Annotated in this window: 19 protein-coding genes and 2 tRNA genes; 11 read left to right on the top strand and 10 right to left on the bottom strand. The window is 73.1% G+C overall.

All coding sequences use genetic code 11. The annotated features are described in order from the left end of the window. The first annotated feature begins 151 nt into the window (after window positions 1-151). The 5 genes from snpA (ACIQVZ_RS23550) (at window position 152) to ACIQVZ_RS23530 (ending at window position 6,716) form a co-directional block, all read left to right on the top strand. A complete protein-coding gene (gene snpA, locus ACIQVZ_RS23550; RefSeq protein WP_402452611.1) occupies window positions 152-793 on the top strand; it encodes a snapalysin in 642 nt (213 codons plus the stop codon). A 341-nt stretch (window positions 794-1,134) separates the two neighbouring features. Then, entirely contained in the window at window positions 1,135-1,758 is a 624-nt protein-coding gene (gene snpA / locus ACIQVZ_RS23545; RefSeq protein WP_350882593.1) for a snapalysin, read from the top strand. A 167-nt stretch (window positions 1,759-1,925) separates the two neighbouring features. Continuing rightward, window positions 1,926-2,585, top strand: coding sequence for a pentapeptide repeat-containing protein (locus ACIQVZ_RS23540; RefSeq protein WP_402452610.1), 660 nt, complete (start codon window positions 1,926-1,928; stop codon window positions 2,583-2,585). A 223-nt stretch (window positions 2,586-2,808) separates the two neighbouring features. Next, complete coding sequence (locus tag ACIQVZ_RS23535; RefSeq protein WP_402452609.1) at window positions 2,809-4,884, top strand: phosphocholine-specific phospholipase C; 2,076 nt, start codon at window positions 2,809-2,811, stop codon at window positions 4,882-4,884. 701 nt (window positions 4,885-5,585) lie between these two features. Beyond that, window positions 5,586-6,716, top strand: a complete 1,131-nt coding sequence (locus ACIQVZ_RS23530) for a methyltransferase domain-containing protein (protein WP_402452608.1) — start codon at window positions 5,586-5,588, stop codon at window positions 6,714-6,716. Between the two features lie 160 nt (window positions 6,717-6,876). On the opposite strand, the gene ACIQVZ_RS23525 is transcribed toward ACIQVZ_RS23530, so the two are convergent. Next, the gene (locus ACIQVZ_RS23525; RefSeq protein WP_402452607.1) at window positions 6,877-7,272 is read right to left on the bottom strand and encodes a multiprotein-bridging factor 1 family protein; all 396 of its coding nucleotides are present in this window, start codon (window positions 7,270-7,272) and stop codon (window positions 6,877-6,879) included. A 102-nt stretch (window positions 7,273-7,374) separates the two neighbouring features. Here ACIQVZ_RS23525 and ACIQVZ_RS23520 point away from each other — a divergent pair, with 102 nt between their 5' ends. After that, complete coding sequence (locus tag ACIQVZ_RS23520; RefSeq protein ID WP_402452605.1) at window positions 7,375-7,512, top strand: hypothetical protein; 138 nt, start codon at window positions 7,375-7,377, stop codon at window positions 7,510-7,512. Window positions 7,513-7,929: 417 nt separating this feature from the next. Here ACIQVZ_RS23520 and ACIQVZ_RS23515 read toward each other — a convergent pair whose 3' ends face one another. Further along, window positions 7,930-8,736: a phosphoribosyl-dephospho-CoA transferase MdcG domain-containing protein gene (locus ACIQVZ_RS23515; protein ID WP_402452604.1), complete on the bottom strand. Its 807-nt coding sequence runs from the start codon at window positions 8,734-8,736 to the stop codon at window positions 7,930-7,932. Between the two features lie 173 nt (window positions 8,737-8,909). Between ACIQVZ_RS23515 and ACIQVZ_RS23510 the strand changes: the two genes are divergently transcribed. Further along, window positions 8,910-9,143, top strand: coding sequence for a hypothetical protein (locus tag ACIQVZ_RS23510; RefSeq protein WP_350882580.1), 234 nt, complete (start codon window positions 8,910-8,912; stop codon window positions 9,141-9,143). 77 nt (window positions 9,144-9,220) lie between these two features. On the opposite strand, the gene ACIQVZ_RS23505 is transcribed toward ACIQVZ_RS23510, so the two are convergent. Then, window positions 9,221-12,424, bottom strand: coding sequence for a S41 family peptidase (locus tag ACIQVZ_RS23505; protein ID WP_402452602.1), 3,204 nt, complete (start codon window positions 12,422-12,424; stop codon window positions 9,221-9,223). A gap of 236 nt (window positions 12,425-12,660) precedes the next feature. On the opposite strand from ACIQVZ_RS23505, the gene ACIQVZ_RS23500 reads away from it, so the two are divergent. Then, entirely contained in the window at window positions 12,661-14,376 is a 1,716-nt protein-coding gene (locus ACIQVZ_RS23500; protein ID WP_402452600.1) for a chitinase, read from the top strand. Between the two features lie 62 nt (window positions 14,377-14,438). Beyond that, the gene (locus ACIQVZ_RS23495; RefSeq protein ID WP_402452598.1) at window positions 14,439-15,629 is read left to right on the top strand and encodes an MFS transporter; all 1,191 of its coding nucleotides are present in this window, start codon (window positions 14,439-14,441) and stop codon (window positions 15,627-15,629) included. Here ACIQVZ_RS23495 and ACIQVZ_RS23490 read toward each other — a convergent pair. The 4 genes from ACIQVZ_RS23490 to ACIQVZ_RS23475 form a co-directional block, all read right to left on the bottom strand. Then, complete coding sequence (locus ACIQVZ_RS23490) at window positions 15,626-16,261, bottom strand: DJ-1/PfpI family protein (protein ID WP_350882572.1); 636 nt, start codon at window positions 16,259-16,261, stop codon at window positions 15,626-15,628. The genes ACIQVZ_RS23495 and ACIQVZ_RS23490 overlap by 4 nt on opposite strands. Further along, complete coding sequence (locus ACIQVZ_RS23485) at window positions 16,261-17,232, bottom strand: GlxA family transcriptional regulator (protein WP_402452597.1); 972 nt, start codon at window positions 17,230-17,232, stop codon at window positions 16,261-16,263. Before ACIQVZ_RS23485 ends, ACIQVZ_RS23490 begins: the two co-directional genes overlap by 1 nt. 163 nt (window positions 17,233-17,395) lie before the next feature. Beyond that, window positions 17,396-17,469 (bottom strand) — tRNA-Lys (locus ACIQVZ_RS23480). A 73-nt stretch (window positions 17,470-17,542) separates the two neighbouring features. Beyond that, window positions 17,543-18,451, bottom strand: coding sequence for an NADP-dependent oxidoreductase (locus tag ACIQVZ_RS23475; protein WP_402452595.1), 909 nt, complete (start codon window positions 18,449-18,451; stop codon window positions 17,543-17,545). A gap of 194 nt (window positions 18,452-18,645) precedes the next feature. Here ACIQVZ_RS23475 and ACIQVZ_RS23470 point away from each other — a divergent pair, with 194 nt between their 5' ends. Together ACIQVZ_RS23470 and pgi are read left to right on the top strand one after the other, a co-directional pair. Next, window positions 18,646-20,229 carry a Na+/H+ antiporter gene (locus ACIQVZ_RS23470; RefSeq protein ID WP_167745871.1) on the top strand — a complete coding sequence of 528 codons (1,584 nt, stop codon included), beginning with the start codon at window positions 18,646-18,648 and terminating at the stop codon, window positions 20,227-20,229. Window positions 20,230-20,413: 184 nt separating this feature from the next. Then, the gene (gene pgi / locus ACIQVZ_RS23465; protein ID WP_350882566.1) at window positions 20,414-22,075 is read left to right on the top strand and encodes a glucose-6-phosphate isomerase; all 1,662 of its coding nucleotides are present in this window, start codon (window positions 20,414-20,416) and stop codon (window positions 22,073-22,075) included. A 139-nt stretch (window positions 22,076-22,214) separates the two neighbouring features. Here the strand turns inward: pgi and ACIQVZ_RS23460 are convergent. The 3 genes from ACIQVZ_RS23460 to ACIQVZ_RS23450 form a co-directional block, all read right to left on the bottom strand. Further along, a tRNA-Lys gene (locus ACIQVZ_RS23460) sits at window positions 22,215-22,288 on the bottom strand. 68 nt (window positions 22,289-22,356) lie between these two features. Continuing rightward, window positions 22,357-22,914 (bottom strand): bifunctional DNA primase/polymerase, encoded by a 558-nt coding sequence (locus ACIQVZ_RS23455; RefSeq protein WP_402452592.1) that lies wholly within the window; start codon window positions 22,912-22,914, stop codon window positions 22,357-22,359. A 169-nt stretch (window positions 22,915-23,083) separates the two neighbouring features. After that, complete coding sequence (locus tag ACIQVZ_RS23450) at window positions 23,084-23,458, bottom strand: hypothetical protein (protein ID WP_350882564.1); 375 nt, start codon at window positions 23,456-23,458, stop codon at window positions 23,084-23,086. Window positions 23,459-23,465: the final 7 nt, after the last annotated feature.

Below are 23,465 nucleotides of genomic sequence, written 5' to 3'. Positions count from 1 at the left end.
TGACATCATCCGCCGCAGGCCCGGTCGGGTCGAAGCTCAGGGGCAGCGAATCCGCCCCGGCCCCACCGGGGCGCCCCCACCGTCGCCGCAGCCGTGTCCGGCCCCCACCGGCCCCGGCGATTCGGCGTACCGCGAATCCGGAGCCCCCCACATGAAGCGATCCGTGCTGTCCGCGACCCTCGGCCTGGCCCTCGCGGCCGGTCTCGCCGTGCTGCCCGCCACCGCCGCGTCCGCGGCCACCCCCGGCCCGGCCGTCCAGGGCTACACCGCCTCGACGTACGCCGGTTCGGCCGCCGAGGCCGCGAACAACCAGGCGTTCTTCCACGCCGTGATGGCCTCCGCCAAGGCCAAGCAGGCCGCCGACCCGTGGCTGCAGACCGTCACCGTCACCTACGACACCGCCAGTGCGCCCTCCTTCACCAGTCAGATATCCCAGGCCGCGCAGATCTGGAACAGCTCGGTCAGCAACGTCCGGCTCCAGGCGAGCAGCGGCACCGGCGACTTCTCGTACTACGAGGGCAACGACAGCCGCGGCTCCTACGCCAGCACCGACGGCCACGGCCACGGCTACGTCTTCCTCGACTACCAGCAGAACCAGCAGTACAGCTCGCTGCGCGTCACCGCGCACGAGACCGGCCACGTGCTCGGCCTGCCCGACAACTACTCCGGGCCGTGCAGCGAGCTGATGTCCGGCGGCGGCCCCGGCCCGTCCTGCACCAACCCCTACCCCGACAGCAACGAGCGCGGCCAGGTCGACAGCCTCTGGTCGAACGGCGTCGAGTCCGTGAACTAGGCAATCCCGCGAACTCGTCGCGTCGCCAAGGAAGTTGCCGGTGCCCTTCGGGTGCGGCGGGCCGCCCGGCCGGAATCGGGTGGCCCGCCGCTCGGTTGCTTCCCCGATCGGGAGCCTAACCGCCGGTGGAGCGGAATGCCAGGGGCACGCATGAGTCAAGGCCGGTTAAAGACATCTCAAATCCCTTTACGGCAAGGGGTATTGATCGAAGCTATCGCGGGTTGACATCATCCGCCCGCCCGCCGGGCTGCCCGAAGCTCTGGGGACATCACCCGCTGACCAGGTGTCCCCCAGGGCCGGCCCCCAACCGGCCACGGCACCACCGGAATCGGAGCCCCCACATGAAGCGATCCGTGCTGTCCGCGACCCTCGGCCTGGCCCTCGCGGCCGGTCTCGCCGTGCTGCCCGCCACCGCCGCGTCCGCGGCCACCCCCGGCCCGGCCGTCCAGGGCTACACCGCCTCGACGTACGCCGGTTCGGCCGCCGAGGCCGCGAACAACCAGGCGTTCTTCCAGGCCGTGATGGCCTCCGCCAAGGCCAAGCAGGCCGCCAGCCCGAACCTGGCGACCGTCGTCGTCACCTACGACGCCAGCTCGGCACCGACCTTCCGCACCCAGATAGCCAACGCCGCGCAGATCTGGAACAGCTCGGTCAGCAACGTCCAGCTGCGGGCCGGCTCGGGCGGCGACTTCTCGTACTACGAGGGCAACGACAGCCGCGGCTCCTACGCCAGCACCGACGGCCACGGGCGCGGCTACGTCTTCCTCGACTACCAGCAGAACCGGCAGTACAACTCGGTCCGGGTGACCGCGCACGAGACCGGGCACGTGCTCGGCCTGCCGGACCACTACTCCGGTCCGTGCAGCGAGCTGATGTCCGGCGGCGGCCCGGGCACCTCCTGCACCAACCCGTACCCGAACAGCACCGAGCGCAGCCGCGTCAACTCCCTCTGGGCGCGCGGCTGATCGTCCGGCAGGCGTCCCGGTCCGGCCGCAGTCCGCAGCGGCCGGGCCGGGGCGCCGTCGTCTGGTGGCCGTCGCCCCTCGGCGGGTGGTCGTCCCGGGTGTTGTCGGTGCCGCGTGCGAGCATGCGGGCGAGACCCGTTCGTCCCCGACCGTGAGGTGCCGCCGCCATGCCGCGTTCTGCCCCCGACCAGCTCACCGACCTGCCGTACGCGGACCTGCTCCGCCCCCACGCCGGGCGGCTGCGCAGCGACGAGCGGTACGACACCACGCACTTCGACGGCGGCGAGCACACCGACGAGTCGGCGGCCGGGGCGGCGTTCCTGGAGTGCGCCTTCACCGGGGTCGCGCTCAGCGGGGTCAAGCTGCGCCAGGCCCGGTTCAACGAGGTCTGGGTGCAGGCCGGCCGCTGGGTGGCCTGCGACCTGAGCGACACCGAGTGGCAGGACAGCGCCTTCGTCGGCGGCGTGCTGGCCGGGGTCGCCGGGTACGGCTCGGCGCTGCGCCGGGTGGTGTTCCGCGGCTGCAAGCTGGAGGCGGTCAACCTGCGGGCGGCCGTGCTGCGGGACGTCGTGTTCGAGGACTGCCTGCTGCGCGACGTGGACTTCGGCGAGGCCAAGCTGACCGAGGTGTCCTTCCCCGGCTCCACGCTGGAGGAGGTCCGGCTGCGCGGTGCCACCCTGAAGAAGACCGATCTGCGCGGGGCCGCCCGGCTCGGACTCGCGGACGGCCACCAGGGGCTGCGCGGCGCGGTCATCAGCTCCACCCAACTGCTGGAACTGGCACCGCAGTTCGCCCACGCGCTGGGAATCGAGGTCAAGGACCGCTGACCAGCCGCCCGCCCCGTCCCTCCCCGGCGTTTCCGCCGCCCGTTCAGCCCGGCGTCGCTCGGTGACACCCGGACGAACAGTCCGCCAACCCTGCCGCGCGCATCTGGTGGGCGCCTCCGGCCGGGGTGGAAGATGCTGCGCGATCGATGAGCCCCGACTTGTGTACACAACATCGCAAGATCGCCAGATCGCCAGATCGCCAACGAAGGGACGGGCCGGGCTGATGGCCGAGCTGAGTCGTAGGAAGTTCGTCACGCTGTCCGGTGCCGCCGCGGCGGGACTCGCCGTGGCCGGCACCAGCGCCGCAGGGGCCGCCCCCGGCGCGCCCGCGGTGGCCTCCACCGCCACGCTCCGGCAGACCGGCACCATCAACGACGTGCAGCACGTGGTGATCCTGATGCAGGAGAACCGCAGCTTCGACCACTACTTCGGCACACTGCGCGGCGTGCGCGGCTTCGCCGACCGCAGCGCCATCCAGATAGCCGGCGGCTACAGCGTCTTCAACCAGCCCAACGGCCTGCTCGGCCGCCAGTACCCGTGGCAGTTCAGCCAGACCAAGCCGGCCGGCGGCGCCGACCCCGAGCGCCTCGCCCAGTGCAATGGCGACCTCAGCCACGGTTGGAGCGATCAGCACAAGGCCTGGAACAGCGGCAAGATGGACTCCTGGGTCGCCGCCAAGGGCAACGTCCGCACCCTCGGCTTCCTCACCCGCCAGGACATCCCGTTCCACTACGCGCTGGCCGAGAACTGGACCATCTGCGACGCCTACCACTGCTCCGTGCTCAGCGCGACCGGCCCCAACCGCACCTACCACTGGTCCGGCCAGATCGACCCGGCCGGCAGCGCCGGCGGCCCCGCGTACGACGGCGGCGACGAGAAGGGCCTGCGCTGGCAGACCTACGCGGAGGCGCTGGAGAGCGCCGGCGTCAGTTGGAAGGTCTACCAGAACGCCGCCGACAACTACGGCGACAACGCCCTCGCGTACTTCACCCAGTTCTCCGGTGCCCCGGCCGGCAGCCCGCTGGCCGTCAAGGGCATGGGCTCGGTGCCCAAGGCCACCGGCAGGACCCCGGACGACATCGCCGCCGCGATCAAGGCCGACGTGCTGAACGGCACCCTCCCGCAGGTCTCCTGGATCGTCCCCGACCAGGCCTCCTCCGAACACCCGTACGCCACCCCGGCCGACGGCGCGCACTTCGTCCACCTGGTGATCGACGCGCTGAACGCCGACCCGAACGTCTTCAACTCGTCCGTCCTGTTCATCAACTACGACGAGAACGACGGCTTCTTCGACCACGTCCCGCCGCCGGCCGCCCCCGCCGGCACCCCGGGCGAGTTCTACAACGGCACCAATATCGGCCTCGGCTTCCGCGTCCCCATGATCGCCGTCTCACCCTGGACCCGCGGCGGCTGGGTCAACTCCGAGACCTTCGACCACACCTCCGTGCTGCGCTTCCTGGAGACCTGGACCGCCGCCCTCGGCACGCCCGCGCAATGCCGGAACATCAGCGACTGGCGCCGCCGCGTCTGCGGCGACCTGACCAGCGCGTTCGACTTCGCCAACCCCGTCTACGGCCTGCCCGGGCTGCCCGACACCTCGCAGACCATCGGCCTGTCGGCGTGCGGCCCGCTGCCCAACCCGGCCCCGGTCAACAACCAGCTCCCGATCCAGGAGACCGGCACCCGGCCGGCCCGCGCCCTGCCGTACCAGCCGAACGCCAACCTGGACCACCTGGAGTTCGGCTCCGGCGGCGTGATGAAGGTCTGGATCGCGATGGACAACGGCGGCGCGGCAGCGGCGAAGTCCGCCCACTTCGCCGCCTACGCCAACGCCTACCGCAGCGGCGGCCCCTGGCAGTACACCGTCGACCCGGGCGGCACCACCAGCGACTTCTTCAACTGCGGCACCAACTTCGGCGGCGGCCCCTACGACCTCACCGTCGTCGGCCCCAACCGCTTCCTGCGCCGCTTCAAGGGCGACGCCACCAAGGCCGGCAAGAACGCGGCCGTCACCGCCTCGTACGCGGTCGAACCGGGGACGGGCAAGCCGGCGGTCTACTTCAAGCTCGCCAACTCCGGTGCGACGCCGATGACCTTCACCATCGCCTCCAACAACTACCGCACGGACGGCCCCTGGACCTACCAGGTCCCCGCCGGCGGCAACGTCACCGATTTCTTCAACGCCGTGGCCTACAACAACGGCTGGTACGACTTCACGGTGACGGTGGACGCGGACGCCGGCTGGTCCCAGCGCTTCACCGGCCACCTGGAGACGGGCACCCCCAGCGTCACCGGCTGATGCTCCAGGCCCCGCTACCCGCTCTCCTGGGTGGCGGGGCCTCCAACTGCTTCTGATCGAACACCGGCTCGGTGGGGAATGGTATTCCGATCCGCCTCGTGCATCTTGTGTGGGTAACAGCCCGCAGCGCCACTCCATTGAGGTCCGTCCACCCTTGAGCGCGTTGTTCAGGTACTTCCGTACCGGCTCGAAGAGCCCCGTACGGCACGTACCCGGGGATCTCGGTGAGAGTCACCCACGTGAGCCGGCCAGGTACTCGTACAGGAAAGTACTCTCACAGCAAGCCCGTCACGGGGTGGAGACGGCTGCAGAAGTGAGCGTCGTCCGTGGAAAGAGTGCATCCAACCACCAGGTGGTGGAAGGCGATTGGTGAATCCCGGAACAACGGCCGACACCGGGAGCGGGCATGTGCTTCCGCACGCCCTTGACGGGCTCGTCTGGCAGACGGAACGGTAAATGACGTCGTCGATGCCGAGTCGTGGACGGGGGGCCGGAACATCCCCGGTCCTGGTGCTCGTGGCGCGGCAGCCATTCCTTGGAGAGGAGCCGGTGATGGAGTCGGTTGCACATGACGGTGGAGAGCACGGCGGTGGCGGTGGCGGGGACGGCGGTGATGGGCACCCCGGGACGCCCTGGACGCCGCCGCCGGATCCGCCGACCCCCGACGGCACCACGCCGCCCGGCGACGGAGGGCGCCGCAAGTGACGCTCGAACCTGAGCAGAAGGGCCGCTCGGACGGGCGGCCCTTCCCCGTCGCCGCCGATTGGGTGTCGGCCTTCGAGGCCGTCCCGCGTTCCCTGTTCCTCCCGGGCCTGGTGTGGGCGCACGACCTGGCCACCGATACCAGCCGCCTCGTCGACCGCGGCGCGGACGAGCCCGGCTGGCTCCAGGCCGCCGCCGCGGACATCCCGATCGTCACGCAGTGGGACGACGGTCAGCACCAGGGCGTCGAGCCGGGCACGGTGCCGACCAGCTCCGCCTCCATGCCGTCCCTGGTCGCCTCCATGCTCGACGACCTCCAGGTCGAGGCCGGGATGCAAGTGATCGAGCAGGGCACCGGCACCGGCTGGAACGCCGCGCTGCTCGGCCACCGCCTCGGCGATGCGAACGTCGTCACCGTCGAGATCGACCCGCAGATCGCCGCACGGGCCCGCACAGCCCTGGAGCGCGCCGGCCGCCGCCCCACCACGGTCTGCGCCGACGGTCGGTTCGGCTGGAAGCCCGGTGGCCCGTACGACCGGACCATCGCGACCTACGGCCTGCGCGAGATCCCCTACGCCTGGATCGAGCAGACCCGGCCCGGCGGCATCATCCTCGCCCCGTTCGGCACCCACTACTCCAACGCCGACGCCTTGGTCCGCCTCACCGTCGCCGACGACGGCACCGCCACGGGGCCGTTCCTCCAGCCGGTCGAGTTCATGAAGATGCGCTCCCAGCGCCTCGTCCGCCCTGAGAGCCCGGACAGCGGCGGCACGGTCATCGAACACCTCACCACCGCCACCCCGCCGTCGCACGGCAAGTTCGACCCCTTCCCGCTCGCCGCCGGACTGCGCCTGCGGGACGTGACACACGCCGTTCAGCCGCACGACGACGGATCCCGCACCCTGTGGCTGTACTCCCTCACCATTCCGGCCTGGGCCGCCGCGACCTGTCGCGACGGCGACACCGCGAACCACGTGCGCCAGTACGGTGGCCGGCGGCTGTGGGAGGAGTTCGAGCAGGTTCTCGCCTGGTGGCAGGAGGCGGGCCGGCCCGGTGTCGACCGGCTTGGACTCACCGTCACCCCCGACTGCTGGCAGGTCTGGCTGGACGACCCGGCCCAGGTGATCTGACCGGCCAATGGGCCTGGCAGGGTGTCGACATCGCCTCGGCGAGTGCCCGCGCCATCGCCGACCAACTGGAGAAGGGCCCCGACTCGTGAGCACGTCGGGAGGAAGTGTGGACGGGCCGGGCTGGAACCTGCCTATCTGACTCTGGTGTTCGGACCGGACGTCAGCCGGTGTCGAACTCGCCGGCTCGGAGGGCGGAGACGAAGGACTGCCAGGCTTCGGCCGGGAAGAGGAGGCCCAGATCGAACAGTCTCGGCTCCACCGGCCTTGACTCGTGCGCGACGTACTCCGGGAGGCCTTCGAGGAGTGCCGAGGTCTTGAGGTCGAGTGCCTTGCGGGCGAAGGCGCGATCCCATCCGAAGGCCTCGTCAAGTTCGCGAGCGAGGCGCTCTGTCGGGTGACATCGACCGGTTTCCACGGCCGACGCGTGCGTGGGTGAACAGTCGATGGCGCTCGCCAGATCCTCCTGCCGCCAACCCCTTACCCCTCGTGAGCTGCGGAGGAATGCACCGAACTCGGCGGTTGGAGACGAGCCGGGGTCCAGCTCGGCCTTGTCCATGGGCCACTCTCCAGGCACGTTTGAGAGGTTGAAGGACGTCCAATGCTAGAGGACAGTGACGACCCCGGGTAGTCATCAAGCTACGGAACGGAGTCAGTCGTGATGGGCGAGAAGTCCCCGACCGGGCCGCTCTGCCGCCCGCAGGTCGGCGAGTCGGTCAAGTTGGTCAAGGACGGGACGGCCGACAAGGAGGTCGTCCACGTGGGCGTCCCCGCCGAGCCCCGTGGCCGGACCGCGTGAAGCGCCGACCGGCCCTCGGCATCGTCGCGTCCGAGTCCCCCATCCGGCGGGCCACCTGGCGGCGACTCGGCCGGGGCCGCCGCCGATGACCGACCACCCCTCCTGTCCCGCACCGGACTGCTGCGCCCCGGTCGATCTGTTCGACGACGCCAACGCCGCCGGACGGACGTGGAACTGCCCGAACTGTTCCCGGTGGGGCGTCGCCTGGTCGGCGGGCTACCTGGCGAACCAGCCGTTCGAAGACCCCTTGGTCGTCCTCGGGCGCCGGAAGGTCCGGACGGTGGTGAACCGTGATGCCGAGGTTCGGCCGCGCGGTCCTCGGCCTGATGCGTGAGGCCCGGGCCGCCTGCTGGTGGCTCAGCGCCGGCCGGCGTCCCGGCCGCCCAACCGGCCAACCGGCCCGACTGACCTGACGGCTCAGACGAACGGGCCGCGTGGGAACCACGGATCGCGGACCTCCCGGGGCCCGTCCGGCGTCAGCAGGGTGAGGGTGTACGGCGAGGCCGCGTACTCGGCGAGCTGGACCGAGCCGTAGCGGGTCTCCAGTTCGGCCTGCACCGGGACCGGCAGCCTGCTGAGCGCCCGCCGCAGTTGCAGCGCGTCCCGGCGGCTGATCGGGTGCGGGGTGCGCAGGACCAGTCGCAGCGGGCTCAGCGGCCCGGCGACGGGTACGCCGGTGCCCAGCTCGTAGCCGACCGCGCCGATCGGGCCCCAGGACAGCCGGTGGTCCGCGACGATCCGGCCGACCGCCGGGAGCAGGGCCAGTGCCGGGATTCCGGCGACCCGCTCGGGGTCGAGCCGCCCGCACCGCCCGGCCAGCTGCTCGGGGCGCAGCGTGCGGGCGACTGCGGCCCAGGGCGCCAGGGCGTCCAGTCGCTGCCCGGGGCGCGGGCCGCGCACGGTCACCGGGATCCACTGTTCGGGCGCGGCCTCCGGGCTCCGGGTGCAGCGTTGCGGGTGCGGTACGTCCGCCGGGGCGCCGACCAGGGAGGGGGCCCGGCCGACCGTCACCCACGGGTGCACCCGCAGGACGGCGCGCGCCCAGTCCGGCAGTTCGCCGCCCGCCAGCGGGTGCAGCGAACTGGGGCACTGCATCAGCAGCAGGTCGTGGGTGCCGGGCAGCCGCCCGTCCAGCACGGCCAGCGGCCCGACCCGCCGGCGCGGCCCGTCGTGGGGGTCCTCGGCGGGGCGCCGGGCTTGGCGGGCGGAAGGTACGACGGTCACGGTGGGCTCCAGACGGTGGCGTCAGTTCGGCCGACGGCTCCAATCTGCGCCGGGTGGCCACCTCCGCGCCACGGCCGTTGGGCGCGTTCACCAGGGACCAAAGGCTCAACGTGCGGCTCCGGGTGCCCGGTGTGAGAGTGGGGGAAGCCCGGTATCCGTTCGGAGGAGGAGTCATGGGCATCTTCGACAGGTTCCGCCACAAGGCGCACGAGGGGACCGGGCAGGACGCCGCCGAGCGTGCCGCCATCGCCCACGACGAGGCCGTGGACGCGTACAGCCCGGAGATCGAGCGCGCCCGCGAGACCCAGGAGGCCCGTGAGTCGGAGCGGCGTGCCCGTGTCGCCCAGGAGGAGGCGGACCGGCGCGCGGCCGAGAACATGACGGCCGAGGGCGACCCCTGGGGCTGAAACCCCGGAAGACCCCCCGAGCCCCGAATCTCAAGCCCCGGCCCCCGGCCCCCGGCCCCCGGCCCCCGGCCCCCAGGTCACCGCGCCCGCGGCGGCAGCGGCGGGCGCCGCAGGTCCGGCCGGGGGGTGTCCTGCGGCGGAGGCGCCGCGGCGGGCGCGTCCTCCAGCAGGTCCAGCGCCAGCTGGACGGCGGCGACCAGCTCGGGGTGGCGCCCGCGGGCCCAGTCGCGCGGGGTGCGCAGCACGTGCACGTCCGGTTCGACGCCGTGGTTCTCCACCGACCAGCCGAGTCCGCCCTCGAACCAGGAGGCGTTCTTGGGCACCGAGATCCGGGTGCCGTCGCCGAGGGTGTGCCGCCCGGTCATCCCGACGACCCCGCCCCAGGTCCGGCTGCCGACGACGGGGCCGAGGCCGAGCAGCTTGATCGCCGCGATGACCACGTCGCCGTCCGAGCTGGTCGCCTCGTCGGCGAGCGCCACGAGCGGGCCGCGCAGTGCGTGCCGGGGCCAGCGGACCGGCTGGCGGTCCCGGCCGAAGTCCCAGGCGAGGACGTGCCGGGTGAGTTTCTCCAGGACGAGTTCGGAGACGTTGCCGCCGGCGTTGCCGCGCACGTCCAGGACGAGTGCGGGCTTGTCCAGCTCGCGCCGCAGGTCGCGGTTGAACTGCGCCCAGCCGGAGCCGCCGAGGTCCGGGATGTGCAGGTAGCCGCACCGGCCGTCGCTGAACTCCCGGACCAGGAGGCGGCGTTTGGCCACCCAGTCCTGGTAGCGGACGGCCCGTTCGTCGGTCAGCGGGGTGACGGTGATCCGCCGTACCGGGCCGTCCGGGCTGCCGCGCAGGGCCAGTTCGACGGTGGTGCCGCCGGTGCCGGCCAGCAGCGGCAGCGGGCCGCGCACCGGGTCCACCGGGCGGCCGCCGACGGCGAGCAGTTCGTCGCCGTCCCGGACGCCCTGGGCGGCGAGCGGGGCGCGGGCGCGCGGGTCGGAGGTCTCGCCGGGCAGCACCCGCTCGACCAGCCAGCGTCCGTCGGGGGAGCGGTGCGCGTTGGCGCCGAGCAGGCCGAGCGGCTGCTGGCCGAGCGAGGGCCCCTCGGCGCGCCGGGACGGGGTGACGTAGGCGTGCGAGGTGCCGAGTTCGCCGAGGAGTTCGCGCAGCAGGTCGGCGAAGTCGTCGGGTGAGCAGACCCGCTCCAGCAGCGGCTCGTACTGGGCGGTCAGGGCGGGCCAGTCCAGGCCGGACATCCGTTCGTCCCAGAACTGGTCCCGGACGATCCGGGCGGCCTCGTGGTAGGCCTGGCGCCACTCGGCGGCGGGGTGCACGGTGTGGGTGATCCGCCGCAGGTCGACGGTGCTGCCGGCGCCGCCGGTGACCGGGACGATCCGCAGGGTCCCGGCCGAGTAGACCGCGATCGAGCCGCCGTCCCCGGAGACGGCGTAGCCGTCCAGCTTGTCGACGAGGGTGGTGCGGGTGCCCCGGGCGAGGTCGAAGTACTCCAGCGAGGGGCGGCCGGAGGTGTCGTCGGGGCTGGCGAAGGTCTGCCCGAGGGTGCCGGAGATCGGCCAGCGCAGCCAGACCAGGCCGCCGCGCACCGCGTCGGTGGCCGAGTACTTGGAGGCGATCACGGGGAACTGCAGCAGCCGCTCGCCGATGCCCTGCGGGTCGACGCGGACGGTGCCGTCGCCGCCGCCGTCGCCGCGCGGGGCGCCGTCCTCGGCGGGCGCGGCGAACGGGGACGGCGTGTCGGCGGTGAGCGGGACGAGGTAGGGGCGGCAGCCGAGCGGGAAGGAGAGGTCGCCGGTGTGCACGTCGTGGACGGGGTCGAAGCCGCGCCAGGACAGGAAGGCCAGGTAGCGGCCGTCCCGGGTGAACACCGGCTGCTCGTCCTCGAAGCGGCCGTCGGTGACTTCGGTGACCGGCCCGGGTGCTTCGGTGCGGGTGAGCCGGATCCGGCGCAGCGAGCGCCCGGCGACCGGCTGGGACCAGGCGATCCAGTGCGAGTCGGGGGAGAAGCGGGCGCTGGAGACCGGCCCGTAGCCGGAGGCGGCGAGTTCGCGGACGGCGCCGTCGGCGGCGGCGACCAGCAGCAGCCGCCCGTCGGAGGCGGCGACGGCGAGGTGGGCGCCGTCGGGGGAGGCGGTGAGTTCCAGGACGCGGCCGATCCGGTCGGCGGCGAGCACCCGGTGGCGGTGCTTCTCCGTGTCCTCGTGCCCCGGCAGCGGCATCACCTCGATCGCGTCGGCGCCCTCGGCGTCGGTGATCCAGGCGGCTTCGCCGGTGTGTCCGAGGATCACCGGCAGCCGGGTCCGCACCCCGGGGGTGTCGGCGAGCGCGCGGGCCGGGCCGTCCTTGTGGGTGAGCCAGTACTGGCTGCCGCGCACGGTGATCACCCCGGCCCGGCCGCTCTGGTCGCAGGCCAGGTCCTTGACCTGGGAGGCGGCGTTGACCTGGTACGGGCGGCGGCCGGCCCGGGCGCCGCCGAGCGGGACGGCGAGCCGGCGCGGGGCGGGGGCGTCCAGGCTCTCCAGCAGCCAGAGGTCGCCGGCGTGCTGGTAGACGATCCGGGTGCCGTCGGTGGCGGCCTCGCGGGCGTAGTAGGAGGCGTGGTCGGTGTGCCGGCGCAGGTCGGTGCCGTCGGGGCGGCAGGAGTAGACGTTGCCGATGCCCTCGTGGTCGGAGAGGAAGGCGATCCGCCCGGCGACGGGCATGGGTGAGGCGAGGTGGCCGGGGTGTCCGGCCAGGATCTGTTCGCCGTCCGCCCAGAGCCGGCCGGTGGCGCCGCCCCGGTAGCGCTTCCAGGCGGCGGGTTCGTGCGGGGCGGCGCCGGTGAGCAGCACGGTGCGTTCGCGGCTCAGCTGGGCGTCGCCGACGGGGCCCCAGGGCATCCGGTGGCCGGGGGAGCCGTCGGGCGGCAGGGCGTGCGCCCAGGTGTAGTGGCCGAACGGCTCGTGGTAGGAGGTGACGGCCAGTACCTCGCCGTCCGGCAGCCAGCCGCGTACCCGGGTGTCCTGGCTGCCCCAGTGGCTGAGCCGTTCGGCCTCGCCGCCCTCGACGGGGGCGGTCCACACCTCGGGGGTCAGGTTCAGCCAGCTGGTCCAGGCGAGGGTGCGGCCGTCGGGGGAGAAGCGGGGGTGGCTGACCCGGGTGCGGTCGCAGCTGACCCGCCAGGCCCGGCCGGTGGCGCCGTCGGCGTCCAGCGGGGCGATCCAGACGTCGTCCTCGGCGGTGAAGGCGAGCAGTCCGCCGTGCAGGTGGGGGTAGCGGAGGTAGCCGGGCGGGGTCACCCCTCCATCCTTCGACGGGGTGTCACCCCCGGCAACCGGGGCGGCCCGTCGGGGCCGCCCGGCGGTCGGTGCGTAGGCCGCTGACCGGTCTGGACCATTGACACCGCAGTGTCGAATCCACTTCAGTGGTCTAGTCCAACTTGGGTGCCAGGCCGGGCCGTTCCTCCCCCCACTGGCGCGTGCTCCGGCGTGCCCTCGGACGTCCCCCACGACCGCGCCATCGCAGGAGCCCCCGCATGCGCAGAACCACACCCGTACCCGCCCCCGCCCGCCGGAAGCAGTCCCGCACCCTGCTCGCCGCCGGCACCGCCTCCGTCGTCGCCGCGGCCACCCTGGTCGGCGTCACCCTGGGCCTGGCGCCCGCCGCCTCGGCCGGCGAGTTCCTGGTCAACGGCGGCTTCGAGTCCGGCTCGCTCGGCCCCTGGAGCTGCACCGGCAACTCCGGCAGCGTCGTCACCAGTCCGGTGCACGGCGGCGGCTACGCCCTCGCCGCCGCGGCCACCGCGGGCGACACCGCCCAGTGCGGCCAGACCGTCACCGTCGCCCCCGGCACCACGTACACGCTCAGCGCGTACGTCAACGGCTCGTACGTCTACCTGGGCGTCGACGGCGGCGGCCCCAGCACCTGGACCCCCGGCACCGGCGGCGGCTACCAGAAGCTCAGCGTCAGCTTCACCACCGGCGCCACCCAGACCAGCGCCACCGTCTACACCCACGGCTGGTACGGCCAGGGGACCTACTACGCGGACGACGTCTCGCTGGACGGGCCGGGCGCCCCCAGCCCGACGCCGACGCCCACCGGGTCCCCGACGCCCACGCCGACCGCGACGCCCACCGGCACCCCGACCGGGACCCCGACGGGAACGCCCACCGACACCCCCACCGGGACGCCGACGGGGACCCCCACCGGCACCCCGACCACCCCGCCGCCGCCCGGCAGCCACGCCCTGGTCGGCTACCTGCACGCCAGCTTCGCCAACGGCGCCGGCTACACCCGGATGGCCGACGTCCCGAACTCCTGGGACTTCATCGACCTCTCCTTCGGCGAGCCCACCTCCGTCACCTCCGGCGACATCCGGTTCAACCGCTGCTCCGTCACCGACTGCCCGACCGTGGAGTCCGACGCCGACTTCAAGGCCGCCATCGCCGCCAAGCGGGCCCAGGGCAAGAAGGTGCTGATCTCGATCGGCGGCCAGAACGGCCAGGTCCAGCTGACCACCGCCGCCGCCCGCGACACCTTCGTCAGCTCGGTCTCGGCGATCATCGACAAGTGGGGCCTGGACGGCCTGGACATCGACTTCGAGGGGCACTCGCTCTCCCTCAACACCGGTGACAACGACTTCAAGAACCCAACCAGCCCGGTCATCGTCAACCTGATCTCCGCGCTGAAGACCCTCAAGGCCAAGTACGGCCCGGGCTTCGTGCTGACCATGGCGCCGGAGACCTTCTTCGTCCAACTCGGCTACCAGTACTACGGTTCCGGCCCCTGGGGCGGACAGGACCCGCGCGCCGGGGCGTACCTGCCGGTCATCTACGCGCTGCGCGACGACCTCACCCTGCTGCACGTCCAGGACTACAACTCCGGCTCCATCATGGGCCTGGACAACCAGTACCACTCGATGGGCGGCGCCGACTTCCACGTCGCGATGACCGACCTGCTGCTCAACGGCTTCCCGGTGGCGGGCAACGCGAACAACGTGTTCCCGCCGCTGCCCGCCTCCAAGGTGGCCATCGGCATGCCGGCCACCACCAACGCCGGCAACGGCTACGTCGCCCCGGCCGAGGTGAACAAGGCCCTGGACTGTCTCACCAGGCTGGCCAACTGCGGTTCGTACGTGCCGCGTTCGGGCGCCCAGCCGAACCTGCGCGGGCTGATGACCTGGTCCGTCAACTGGGACCAGTTCGGCGGCCGGGAGTTCTCCAAGAACTTCGACAGCTACTTCCGCCGCTGAGGTGACGTCGCCGGGAACCGTGCTTGAACCTGACACCGGTGTGAGGATCGAGCATGGTTCCCATGGCGACCACACAGCTCCCGACTCCCGTAGCCCGCAGCCCCTTTCCGCTGCCCGCCCTGCTCGCCCTGGCCACCGCCGTCTTCGTCACCGCGCTCACCGAGACCCTGCCCGCCGGCGTGCTGCCCGGGATGAGCGGCGCCCTCGGCGTCAGCGAGTCGGCCGCCGGGCAGACCGTCACCGTCTACGCGCTCGGGACCGCCGCCACCGCGATCCCGCTCACCGCGGCCACCGCCGGCTGGGGCCGCAAGCGGCTGCTGCTCACCGCGATGGCCGGCTTCGCCGCCGCCAACACCGTCACCGCGGCCTCCACGAACTACCCGCTCACCCTGGCCGCCCGCTTCCTCGCGGGCGTCGCGGCCGGCCTCGCCTGGGCGCTGCTGGCCGGGTACGCGCGCCGGCTGGTGCCGGTCGAGCGGCAGGGCCGGGCCATGGCCGTGGCGATGGCGGGCGTGCCGGTGGCGCTGTCGCTGGGAGTGCCGGTCGGCGCCTTCCTCGGCCGGGCGCTCGCCTGGTGGGTGCCCTTCCTGGCCATGACGGCACTGGCGCTCGGCGTGATCGGCTGGATCGCGGCCCTGCTGCCGGACCAGCCCGGACAACGCGCCGGTGAGCGCGCCCCGGTGCGGACCGTGCTCACCGTGCCCGGGGTGGCGCCGGTGCTCGCCGTGACGGTGCTCCTCGTGCTCGCCCACACCGTCCTGTTCACCTACATCGCGCCCTTCCTCGACCGGACCGGCCTCGGCGACGCGACCGACACCGTACTGCTGGTCTTCGGCCTGGCCTCGCTGGCGAGCATCTGGTTCACCGGCGCCCACATCCACCGCCGGCTACGGCGGTTGACGATCGGCGGCGCGCTGCTGGTCGCCCTGACCGCGGGCCTGCTCGGCCTCTGGTCGCACAGCACACCGCTGGTGTACACCGCCGCCGCGCTCTGGGGCCTGGGCTGGGGCGGCGCCCCGACCCTGCTGCAGACCGCCGTCGGCGACGCGGGCGGCGAGCGGGCGGACGCCGCCCAGGCGGTGCTGGTCACCCTGTGGAACGCCGCGATGGCGGGCGGCGGCGTGGTCGGCGGCCTGGTGCTGGGCCGCCTGGGCACCGGCGCCCTGCCCTGGACGGTGCTCGCCCTGATGCTGCCCGTCCTGGCAGTGGTCACCGGCGCCCGCCGACACGGCTTCCCGGCCGATCGTGGTTAGCGCAGCTGCAGCCCGTTGGCCAGCAGCTCGGCGACCAGCTCGGGCCGGGCCGACGCGACCGAGCCCGCCGAGTACGGCGGCTGCGGGTCGTACTCGATGACCAGCTGGATCGCCTCCGCGGTCGCGTCCCCGGCCATCAGGCCGGTCAGCGTCAGCGCGAGGTCGATCCCGGCCGAGACCCCGGCCGCGGTCGCGTACTTGCCGTCGACCACGACCCGTTCCGTCCCGGTCGGCTCCGCCCCGAACTTCTTCAGCGCGTCGAGGCAGCACCAGTGCGAGGTGGCCCGGCGCCCCGCCAGCAGCCCGGCGGCGCCCAGCAGCAGGGAGCCCGAGCAGACCGAGGTGGTCCAGGTGGTGGTGGCGTCCACCGCGCGCACCCACTCCAGCACGGCCTGGTCGGCCAGCCGGGCCTCCGTCCCGGGCCCGCCCGGGACGAGCAGCACGTCGGCCGCGTCCACCTCGTCCAGGGCGGCCTCCGCGGTCAGCGACAGGGTCTTCATGTCGGTGCGGACCGGGCCGCGCTTCGCGGCGGTGAACACCACCTCGGCGCCGGGGATGCGGGACAGCACCTCGCAGGGGCCCACGGCGTCCAGGGCGGTGAACTCGTCGTAGAGCAGAACGGCGATGCGCATCAGTGTCCTCCAGCAGGATCGGGTCGGAAGCGGCGTCGGTACTCGGCGGGCGAGGCGGCCAGGGACCGGACGAAGGCGCGCCGCATCGCCTCCGGGGTGCCGTAGCCGCAGGAGCGCGCGATCTCCTCGATGCCGTCGGCGGTGTCCTCCAGCAGCCGCCGGGCGGCCTCCAGCCGGACCCCGTCCACGTACCGGCCCGGGGTCACCCCCACCTCGGTGGCGAAGGCCCGGGCGAAGTGCCGCGGTGACAGCGCCGACCTGCGGGCCAGCGCCTCGACCGACAGGTCGGCCTCGGGGTGCTCGGCGATCCACCGCTGCACCTCGCGCAGCGGCTGCCGGACCGCCACCTGGGCGGCCAGCTGGGTGCTGAACTGGGCCTGGTTGCCCGGTCGGCGCAGGAAGACCACCAGGTGGCGGGCGATCAGCAGCGCGGCGTCGCGTCCCAGGTCCTCCTCGACCAGGGCCAGCGCCAGGTCGATCCCGGCGGTGACCCCGGCCGAGGTGGCGACGTTCCCGTCCCGGACGTGGATCGGGTCCGGGTCCACCTCGACGTCCGGGAACCGCCGGGCCAGCTCCTCGCAGTACGCCCAGTGCGTGGTCGCCCGGCGCCCGGCCAGCAGCCCGGCCTCGGCGAGCAGGAAGGCCCCGGTGCACACCGACACCACCCGCTCGGCCCGGTCGGCCAGCTCCCGGATCCGTGCGACCAGCGCACCGTCCGGGAGACCGCTGCCCAGCCCGCCGGGGACCAGCAGGGTGTGCACCGGCCCGACCTCGGCCAGGTCCGCGTCCGGCAGCAGCCGCAGTCCGCTGTGGCTGCGTACCGGCCCGCCGCCCGGGGAGGCGGTGGTCACCCGGTACGCCCCCGGCTGTCCGGCGGCCGCGCCCGCCCCCGTGAAGACCTCCACGGGACCGGCCACGTCGAGGCTCTGCACGCCCTCGTAGAGGACGACGACCACGCTGCGCGCTCTCATGCGACCAGCCTGTCACCGGGCCGCAGTGGCAGCAATGACCCGTTTCCCACCTTTCCTGCCACGGCCGGCGGGGATGCCGGCGGGGTGTCGGCGGTGGCGCCGGCGGGGAGCGCGGAAACGCCGGAAGGCCCCCCGCTCTCGCGAAGGGCCTTCCGGCTGTCTGTGCGCCGCCAGGGACTCGAACCCCGGACCCGCTGATTAAGAGTCAGCTGCTCTAACCAACTGAGCTAGCGGCGCCTGCTGACGCGGAGAACATTACCTGGTCAGCAGCCGAAACACACAATCGGCCCGGGCGGCCGCGCGCGGGCCGTCACGGCACCAGGACCACCTTGCCCCGGACGTGCCCGGCGCCGACCAGCCGGTGGGCCTCGGCGGCCCGCTCCAGCGGCAGCGCCTCGGCGATCTTCAGCCGCAGCCCGCCCGCCTCCCACAGCCGCACCAGCTCGGTCAGCCGCGCGGCCGTGCGCGGCCCCCGCAGCCCCCGTGCGCCCAGCCGCTCGGCCTCCGCGTAGTCGACCACGGTGCCGATCCGGCTCCGGTCGGCGACCAGCTCGACGGAGGCGGCCAGCGCGCCCCGCCCGGCGGCGTCGAAGGCGGCGTCCACGCCCTGCGGCGCCACCGCCCGGACCCGCTCGACCAGCCCCTCGCCGTACGCGACCGGGATCGCGCCCAGGCCGCGCAGGTAGTCGTGGTTGCGCTCGCTCGCGGTGCCGATCACGGTGGCGCCCCAGGCCCGGGCGAGCTGGACGGCGACGGTGCCGACCCCGCCGGAGGCGCCGTGCACCAGGACGGTGTCGCCGGGGCCGACCGCGAGCAGGGTGAGCGCCAGGTGCGCGGTCTGGCCGGAGGCGGAGAGCGAGCCGGCCTGCTCCCAGGGCATGCCGGCGGGCTTGGCCACCAGCTGGGCGGCGTCCACCGTGACGAGCTCGGCCTGGCTCTCCAGGAGGCGGAAGCCCAGCACCTCGTCGCCGACCTGCCAGCCGGAGCCGTTCGGCCCGAGCCGGTCCACCACTCCGGCGAACTCGTTGCCGAGGACGAACGGCGGCTCGGCGACGGCCCCCGGCGGGCGGAAGCCCTCCCGGATCGCGAGGTCGACCGGCTGCACCCCGGCCGCGAAGACCCGCACCCGCACCTCGCCCGGCCCGGGTTCCGGGGCGGACACCTCGGTGACCCGCAGGACCTCCGGACCGCCGGACCGCGTCACGGTGACCGCCTTCATGTCTGCTCCCGCCCTCTCGAATGTTCGACATCCGACCGCTTGACTGTTCGAATCAACTGTTCGGCCACCCCCGATCCTCGGACCTGAAGTCCGCTTGAGGTCAAGCCATTGTTCGGCGTGTCTTCACTGATGGGCGCATTGTCAGATTTATCCTGGGCGGCGCTCAGCCGTCCGTTGTGGAGAGGAACGTTTCCGTGGGCCAGCTGCCCCTGTTCTTCCTGGTGCTGCTCGCCTCCGTGGTGACCATGCCGCTCGCACGCAAGACCGGAGTACCGCAACCGGTCCTGATGACCCTGCTCGGCATCGTCATGGCGCTCGTCCCGCAGATCCCGGACGTCACCATCGAGCCCGAGCTGATCCTCCCGCTGGTCCTGCCGCCGCTGATCTTCGCGGTCGCCCGGCGCTCCTCGGTGCGCTACTTCAAGGCCAACGTCCGCTCGATCCTGCTGCTGGCCGTCGCCCTGGTGGTGGTCACCACGGCCGCCGTGGCCGGGGCGGTGCACTGGCTGCTACCCGCCCTGCCGGTCGCCGCCGCGATCGCGGTCGGCGCGTTGGTCTCCCCGCCCGACCCGGTGGCCGCCGTCGCGGTGGCCGGCAGCGTCGGCCTGCCCCGGCGCCTGGTGTCGATCCTGGAGAGCGAGGGCCTGTTCAACGACGTCACCGCGATCGTCGTCTACTCGCTGGCCATCGAGGCCGTGGTCAGCGGCGACTTCTCGGTCGGCCACGCGGTGCTGCGCTTCATCCTGTCCGCGGTGCTCGCCGTGGTCGTCGGCATCGCCCTCGGCTGGGTCAACACCAAGCTCGCCGAGCGCCTGGACGACCCGACCCAGCAGGTCGCGCTCAACCTGCTGGTGCCCTTCGCCGCCTACGCCATCGCCGAGGAGATCCACGGCTCCGGCGTGCTCGCCGTCGTGGTCTGCGCGCTCTACCTCGCCGAGCGGGCCTCCGACGCCGACGCCGTCTCCTTCCGGCTGGTCGGCAACGCCTTCTGGGAGGTCGTCGAGATCCTGATCACCGGCGTCGCCTTCGGCCTGATCGGCCTGGAGCTGGCCACCGTGCTCAAGGAGGCCGGCCGCGGCTGGACCGGCTTCATCGGCGACGCCGCCGTGGTCATCGGCGTGGTCGTGGTGGTCCGGCTGCTCTGGCTGCTGCCGGCCGGCTGGCTGTCGAAGAAGCTGCGCAGCGGCGACGACGAGGACACCCCGTTCAGCTGGAAGGAGAGCGTGATCCTCTGGTGGTCCGGCATGCGCGGCGTGGCCACCGTCGCCCTGGCCCTCGCCATCCCGCTCACCCTCCACTCCGGCGAGGAGTTCCCCGAGCGCGGCCGCCTGGTCTTCATCGCCTTCAGCGTGGTGCTGTTCACCCTGCTGGTGCAGGGCCTCACCCTGCCCTGGCTGGCCAAGCGGTTCGAACTGGACATCGACCAGGACAAGCACGAGCAGGCCGTCCGCCAGCTCTGGTGGCGGGCCGCCAAGGCCGGGCTCAGGAGGCTGGGTGAACTGGAGGAGCAGGACCGGCTGCCCGCCGAGGTCGCCGACCGCCTGCGGGACCGTCAGCACGACCGGCTGGCCCGGCTCTGCCCGGAGAACTACGCCGAGGAGGAGGCCGCCGAGGCCAAGCTGCGGCTCAGCCAGTGGCGGGCCGCCCGGGAGGTCGAGCAGGAGATGATCGCCGCCTCCCGGCGCGAGATGCTCGCCGCCCGCAGCGAACTCGGCGCCGACCCGGAGCTGGTCGACCAGGTGCTGCGGGGGCTGGACCTGCGCTCGGAACGCAAGTGACGGCCTGTCCGGCCCCGCCGGGCGGAATGTGCGCGACCTGCTCCGCGGTTGCATAGGCTGAGCCCGGGCAGGCCGTCAACGGAGTCGGCGCACCACCAGTACCACCAGTACCCGCACGACCTCGCGAGACCCTCACCGCCTGGCCCTGCCGGTTTCCGCACCCAGATGAATCGAGGAACCACCGATGTCGGAGACCCGTGCCGACGCCCGCACCCCGCTCGACCGCACCCCGCAGTGGGCCGCCCTCGGCAAGCACCGGGCCGCGCTGGGCGAGACGCACCTGCGCGAGCTGTTCGCCGCCGACCCGGAGCGCGGCCGCCGCTACACCCTCCAGGTCGGCGACCTGCACGTGGACTACGCCAAGCACCTGGTCACCGACGAGACGCTGGAGCTGCTGCGCGAACTCGCCGCGGCCACCGGCGTCGCCGAGCTGCGGGATGCGATGTTCCGCGGCGAGAAGATCAACAACACCGAGCACCGCGCCGTCCTGCACACCGCGCTGCGCGCCCCGCGCGGTGCCGTGATCGAGGTCGACGGCGAGAACGTGGTGCCCGCCGTGCACGCCGTCCTCGACAAGATGGCCGGCTTCGCCGAGCGGGTCCGCGGCGGCGAGTGGCGCGGCCACACCGGCAAGCCGATCCGCACCGTCGTCAACATCGGCATCGGCGGCTCCGACCTCGGCCCCGCGATGGCCTACGAGGTGCTCCGCTCGTTCGCCAAGCGCGACCTCGACGTCCGCTTCGTCTCCAACGTGGACGGCGCCGACCTGCACGAGGCGGTCCGCGACCTCGACCCGGCCGAGACGCTGTTCATCGTCGCCTCGAAGACCTTCACCACCATCGAGACCATCACCAACGCGGTCTCGGCCCGCGACTGGCTGCTCACCGGGCTGGGCGCCGGCACCGAGGCGGTGGCCAAGCACTTCGTCGCGCTGTCCACCAACGCCGAGGGCGTGCGGGACTTCGGCATCGACACCGACAACATGTTCGAGTTCTGGGACTGGGTCGGCGGCCGCTACTCCTACGACTCGGCGATCGGCCTCTCGCTGATGATCGCCATCGGCCCGGACGCCTTCCGCGAGATGCTGGACGGCTTCCACCTGGTCGACGAGCACTTCCGCACCGCGCCGCCTGAGCAGAACGTCCCGCTGCTGCTCGGCCTGCTCGGCGTCTGGTACGGCGCGTTCTTCGACGCCCAGGCGCACGCCGTGCTGCCCTACTCGCACTACCTGTCGAAGTTCACCGCCTACCTTCAGCAGCTGGACATGGAGTCCAACGGCAAGTCGGTGACCCGTGACGGCTCGCCGGTGACCTGGCAGACCGGCCCGGTGGTCTGGGGCACCCCCGGCACCAACGGCCAGCACGCCTACTACCAGCTGCTGCACCAGGGCACCAAGCTGATCCCGGCCGACTTCATCGGCTTCGCCAAGCCGGTCGCCGACCTGCTCCCGGGCCTGGTCGCCCAGCACGACCTGCTGCTGGCCAACTTCTTCGCCCAGACCCAGGCGCTGGCCTTCGGCAAGACCCCGGAGGAGGTGGCGGCCGAGGGCGTGCCCGCGGAACTCGTCCCGCACAAGACCTTCCAGGGCAACCACCCGACCAGCACCATCCTGGCCGCCGAGCTGACCCCCTCGGTGCTCGGCCAGCTGGTCGCGCTCTACGAGCACAAGGTCTTCGTCCAGGGCGCGATCTGGAACATCGACTCCTTCGACCAGTGGGGCGTCGAGCTGGGCAAGGTGCTCGCCAAGCGGATCGAGCCGGTGCTGCTGACCGGCGAGGGCGCCGAGCAGCTGGACAGCTCCACCGCCGAGCTGGTCGCCCGCTACCGCGCGCTGCGCGGCCGCTGAGCCCCGGTCGGGCCGTCCGCTCCGGCGGGCGGCCCGGTCCTGTCTCCTTGTTCGCCGGATCGGCTTTCGCCGGTTCGCCGGTTCGCACGGGAAACGCCGGAAGGCCCCTCGCTTTCGCAAGGGGCCTTCCGGCTGTCTGTGCGCCGCCAGGGACTCGAACCCCGGACCCGCTGATTAAGAGTCAGCTGCTCTAACCAACTGAGCTAGCGGCGCCTGCTGACAGAGAAGACTTTAGCAGCGCCCGGGGTCCGCGCCAAAATCGAATACCGGCCGTCCTCCGTTCACCCTCCGGTCACGGCCGCCGCGCCGGCCGGCACGGCCGCGGCCGGCTCCCGGGCCGCCCGCACGCACGCCCACAGCACCACCGAGGCGCCCGGCAGCCACGGCTCCCGGTCCTCCGGGGCGACGATCCACCGGCCGGAGCCCGGCCCGGGGGAGTCCGGGCCGTTCACCATCCGCTGCACCGGCGGCACGGTCACCGCGTCGCCCTTGCCGTGGCACAGCAGGGGCGGCACGTCCCGGGCCCACTCCTCCCAGGCCAGCAGCCGGCGCAGCCGGGGCCCCGCGCCGGGCTGGACGAACAGCAGCGTCCGCCCCCGGTAGGAGGCGACCGGCCCGCAGCCCGGCCCGGAGGCCCACAGCTCGTCCAGCACCCGGCGGCCGAACAGCGACGGCATGCTGATCACGTCGAAGGCGCGCCCGCAGGGCAGCACCGAGGGCGCCCACGGCCGGGTCTCCCAGAGGGCGCGCATGCTGCGCGGGTACTCGCTGGCGGAGGCGAGCCAGGCCTCGCCGGCCACGGTGACGTACTCCACCGACTGATACGTCCAGATGTCCACGGACAGCAGCCTGTGCCGTCCGCGGGCCGGGTGGGAGGGAAAGCGCGGTTTGCCGGACAGGACGACGGGGAACCGCGTACCCTTCCCCGCTCGTGCATATGCCAGCGGCCGATGCCGGGGCGCCGGAGCGCCAGGGCTTGCCGCTCCGGCGCCTCGTGTCCGGCTGCGCTCAGTCCTCGTGGCGGCGGGGCTGGAGCAGCCCGCGGCCGTACTCGATCATCTTGGCCGCGTAGTCGGGGGTCCAGTCCGCCCGCTGCGCGATCTCGGCGTCGGACAGCGCGTCGAAGCGGCGCGGGTCCGCCAGCTGCGCGGCGGCGACCGCCTGGAAGTCGGTGGCCCGCTCGGCGGCCATTCGGAAGGCCAGGGCCAGCTCGGTGGAGCGGCGCAGCAGGTCCGCGGGGTCGTCGATCGACTCCAGATCGAAGAATCGTTCCGGCTCCGGTTCGGCGGACTGCGGCTCGAACAGCAGCTGCACCGGACGCAGACGCCGCGCGGGGTCGGCCTGACCGCCGTGGTCGGACGCCTTCGTGTGGGAGTCGGGCATGAACGGA

It is taken from the genome of Kitasatospora sp. NPDC098663, assembly GCF_044760075.1.
Taxonomy (GTDB): Bacteria; Actinomycetota; Actinomycetes; order Streptomycetales; family Streptomycetaceae; genus Kitasatospora.
The sequence above is the reverse complement of the archived record's forward strand: the minus strand, read 5'-3'. Positions and strand labels throughout refer to the sequence as shown.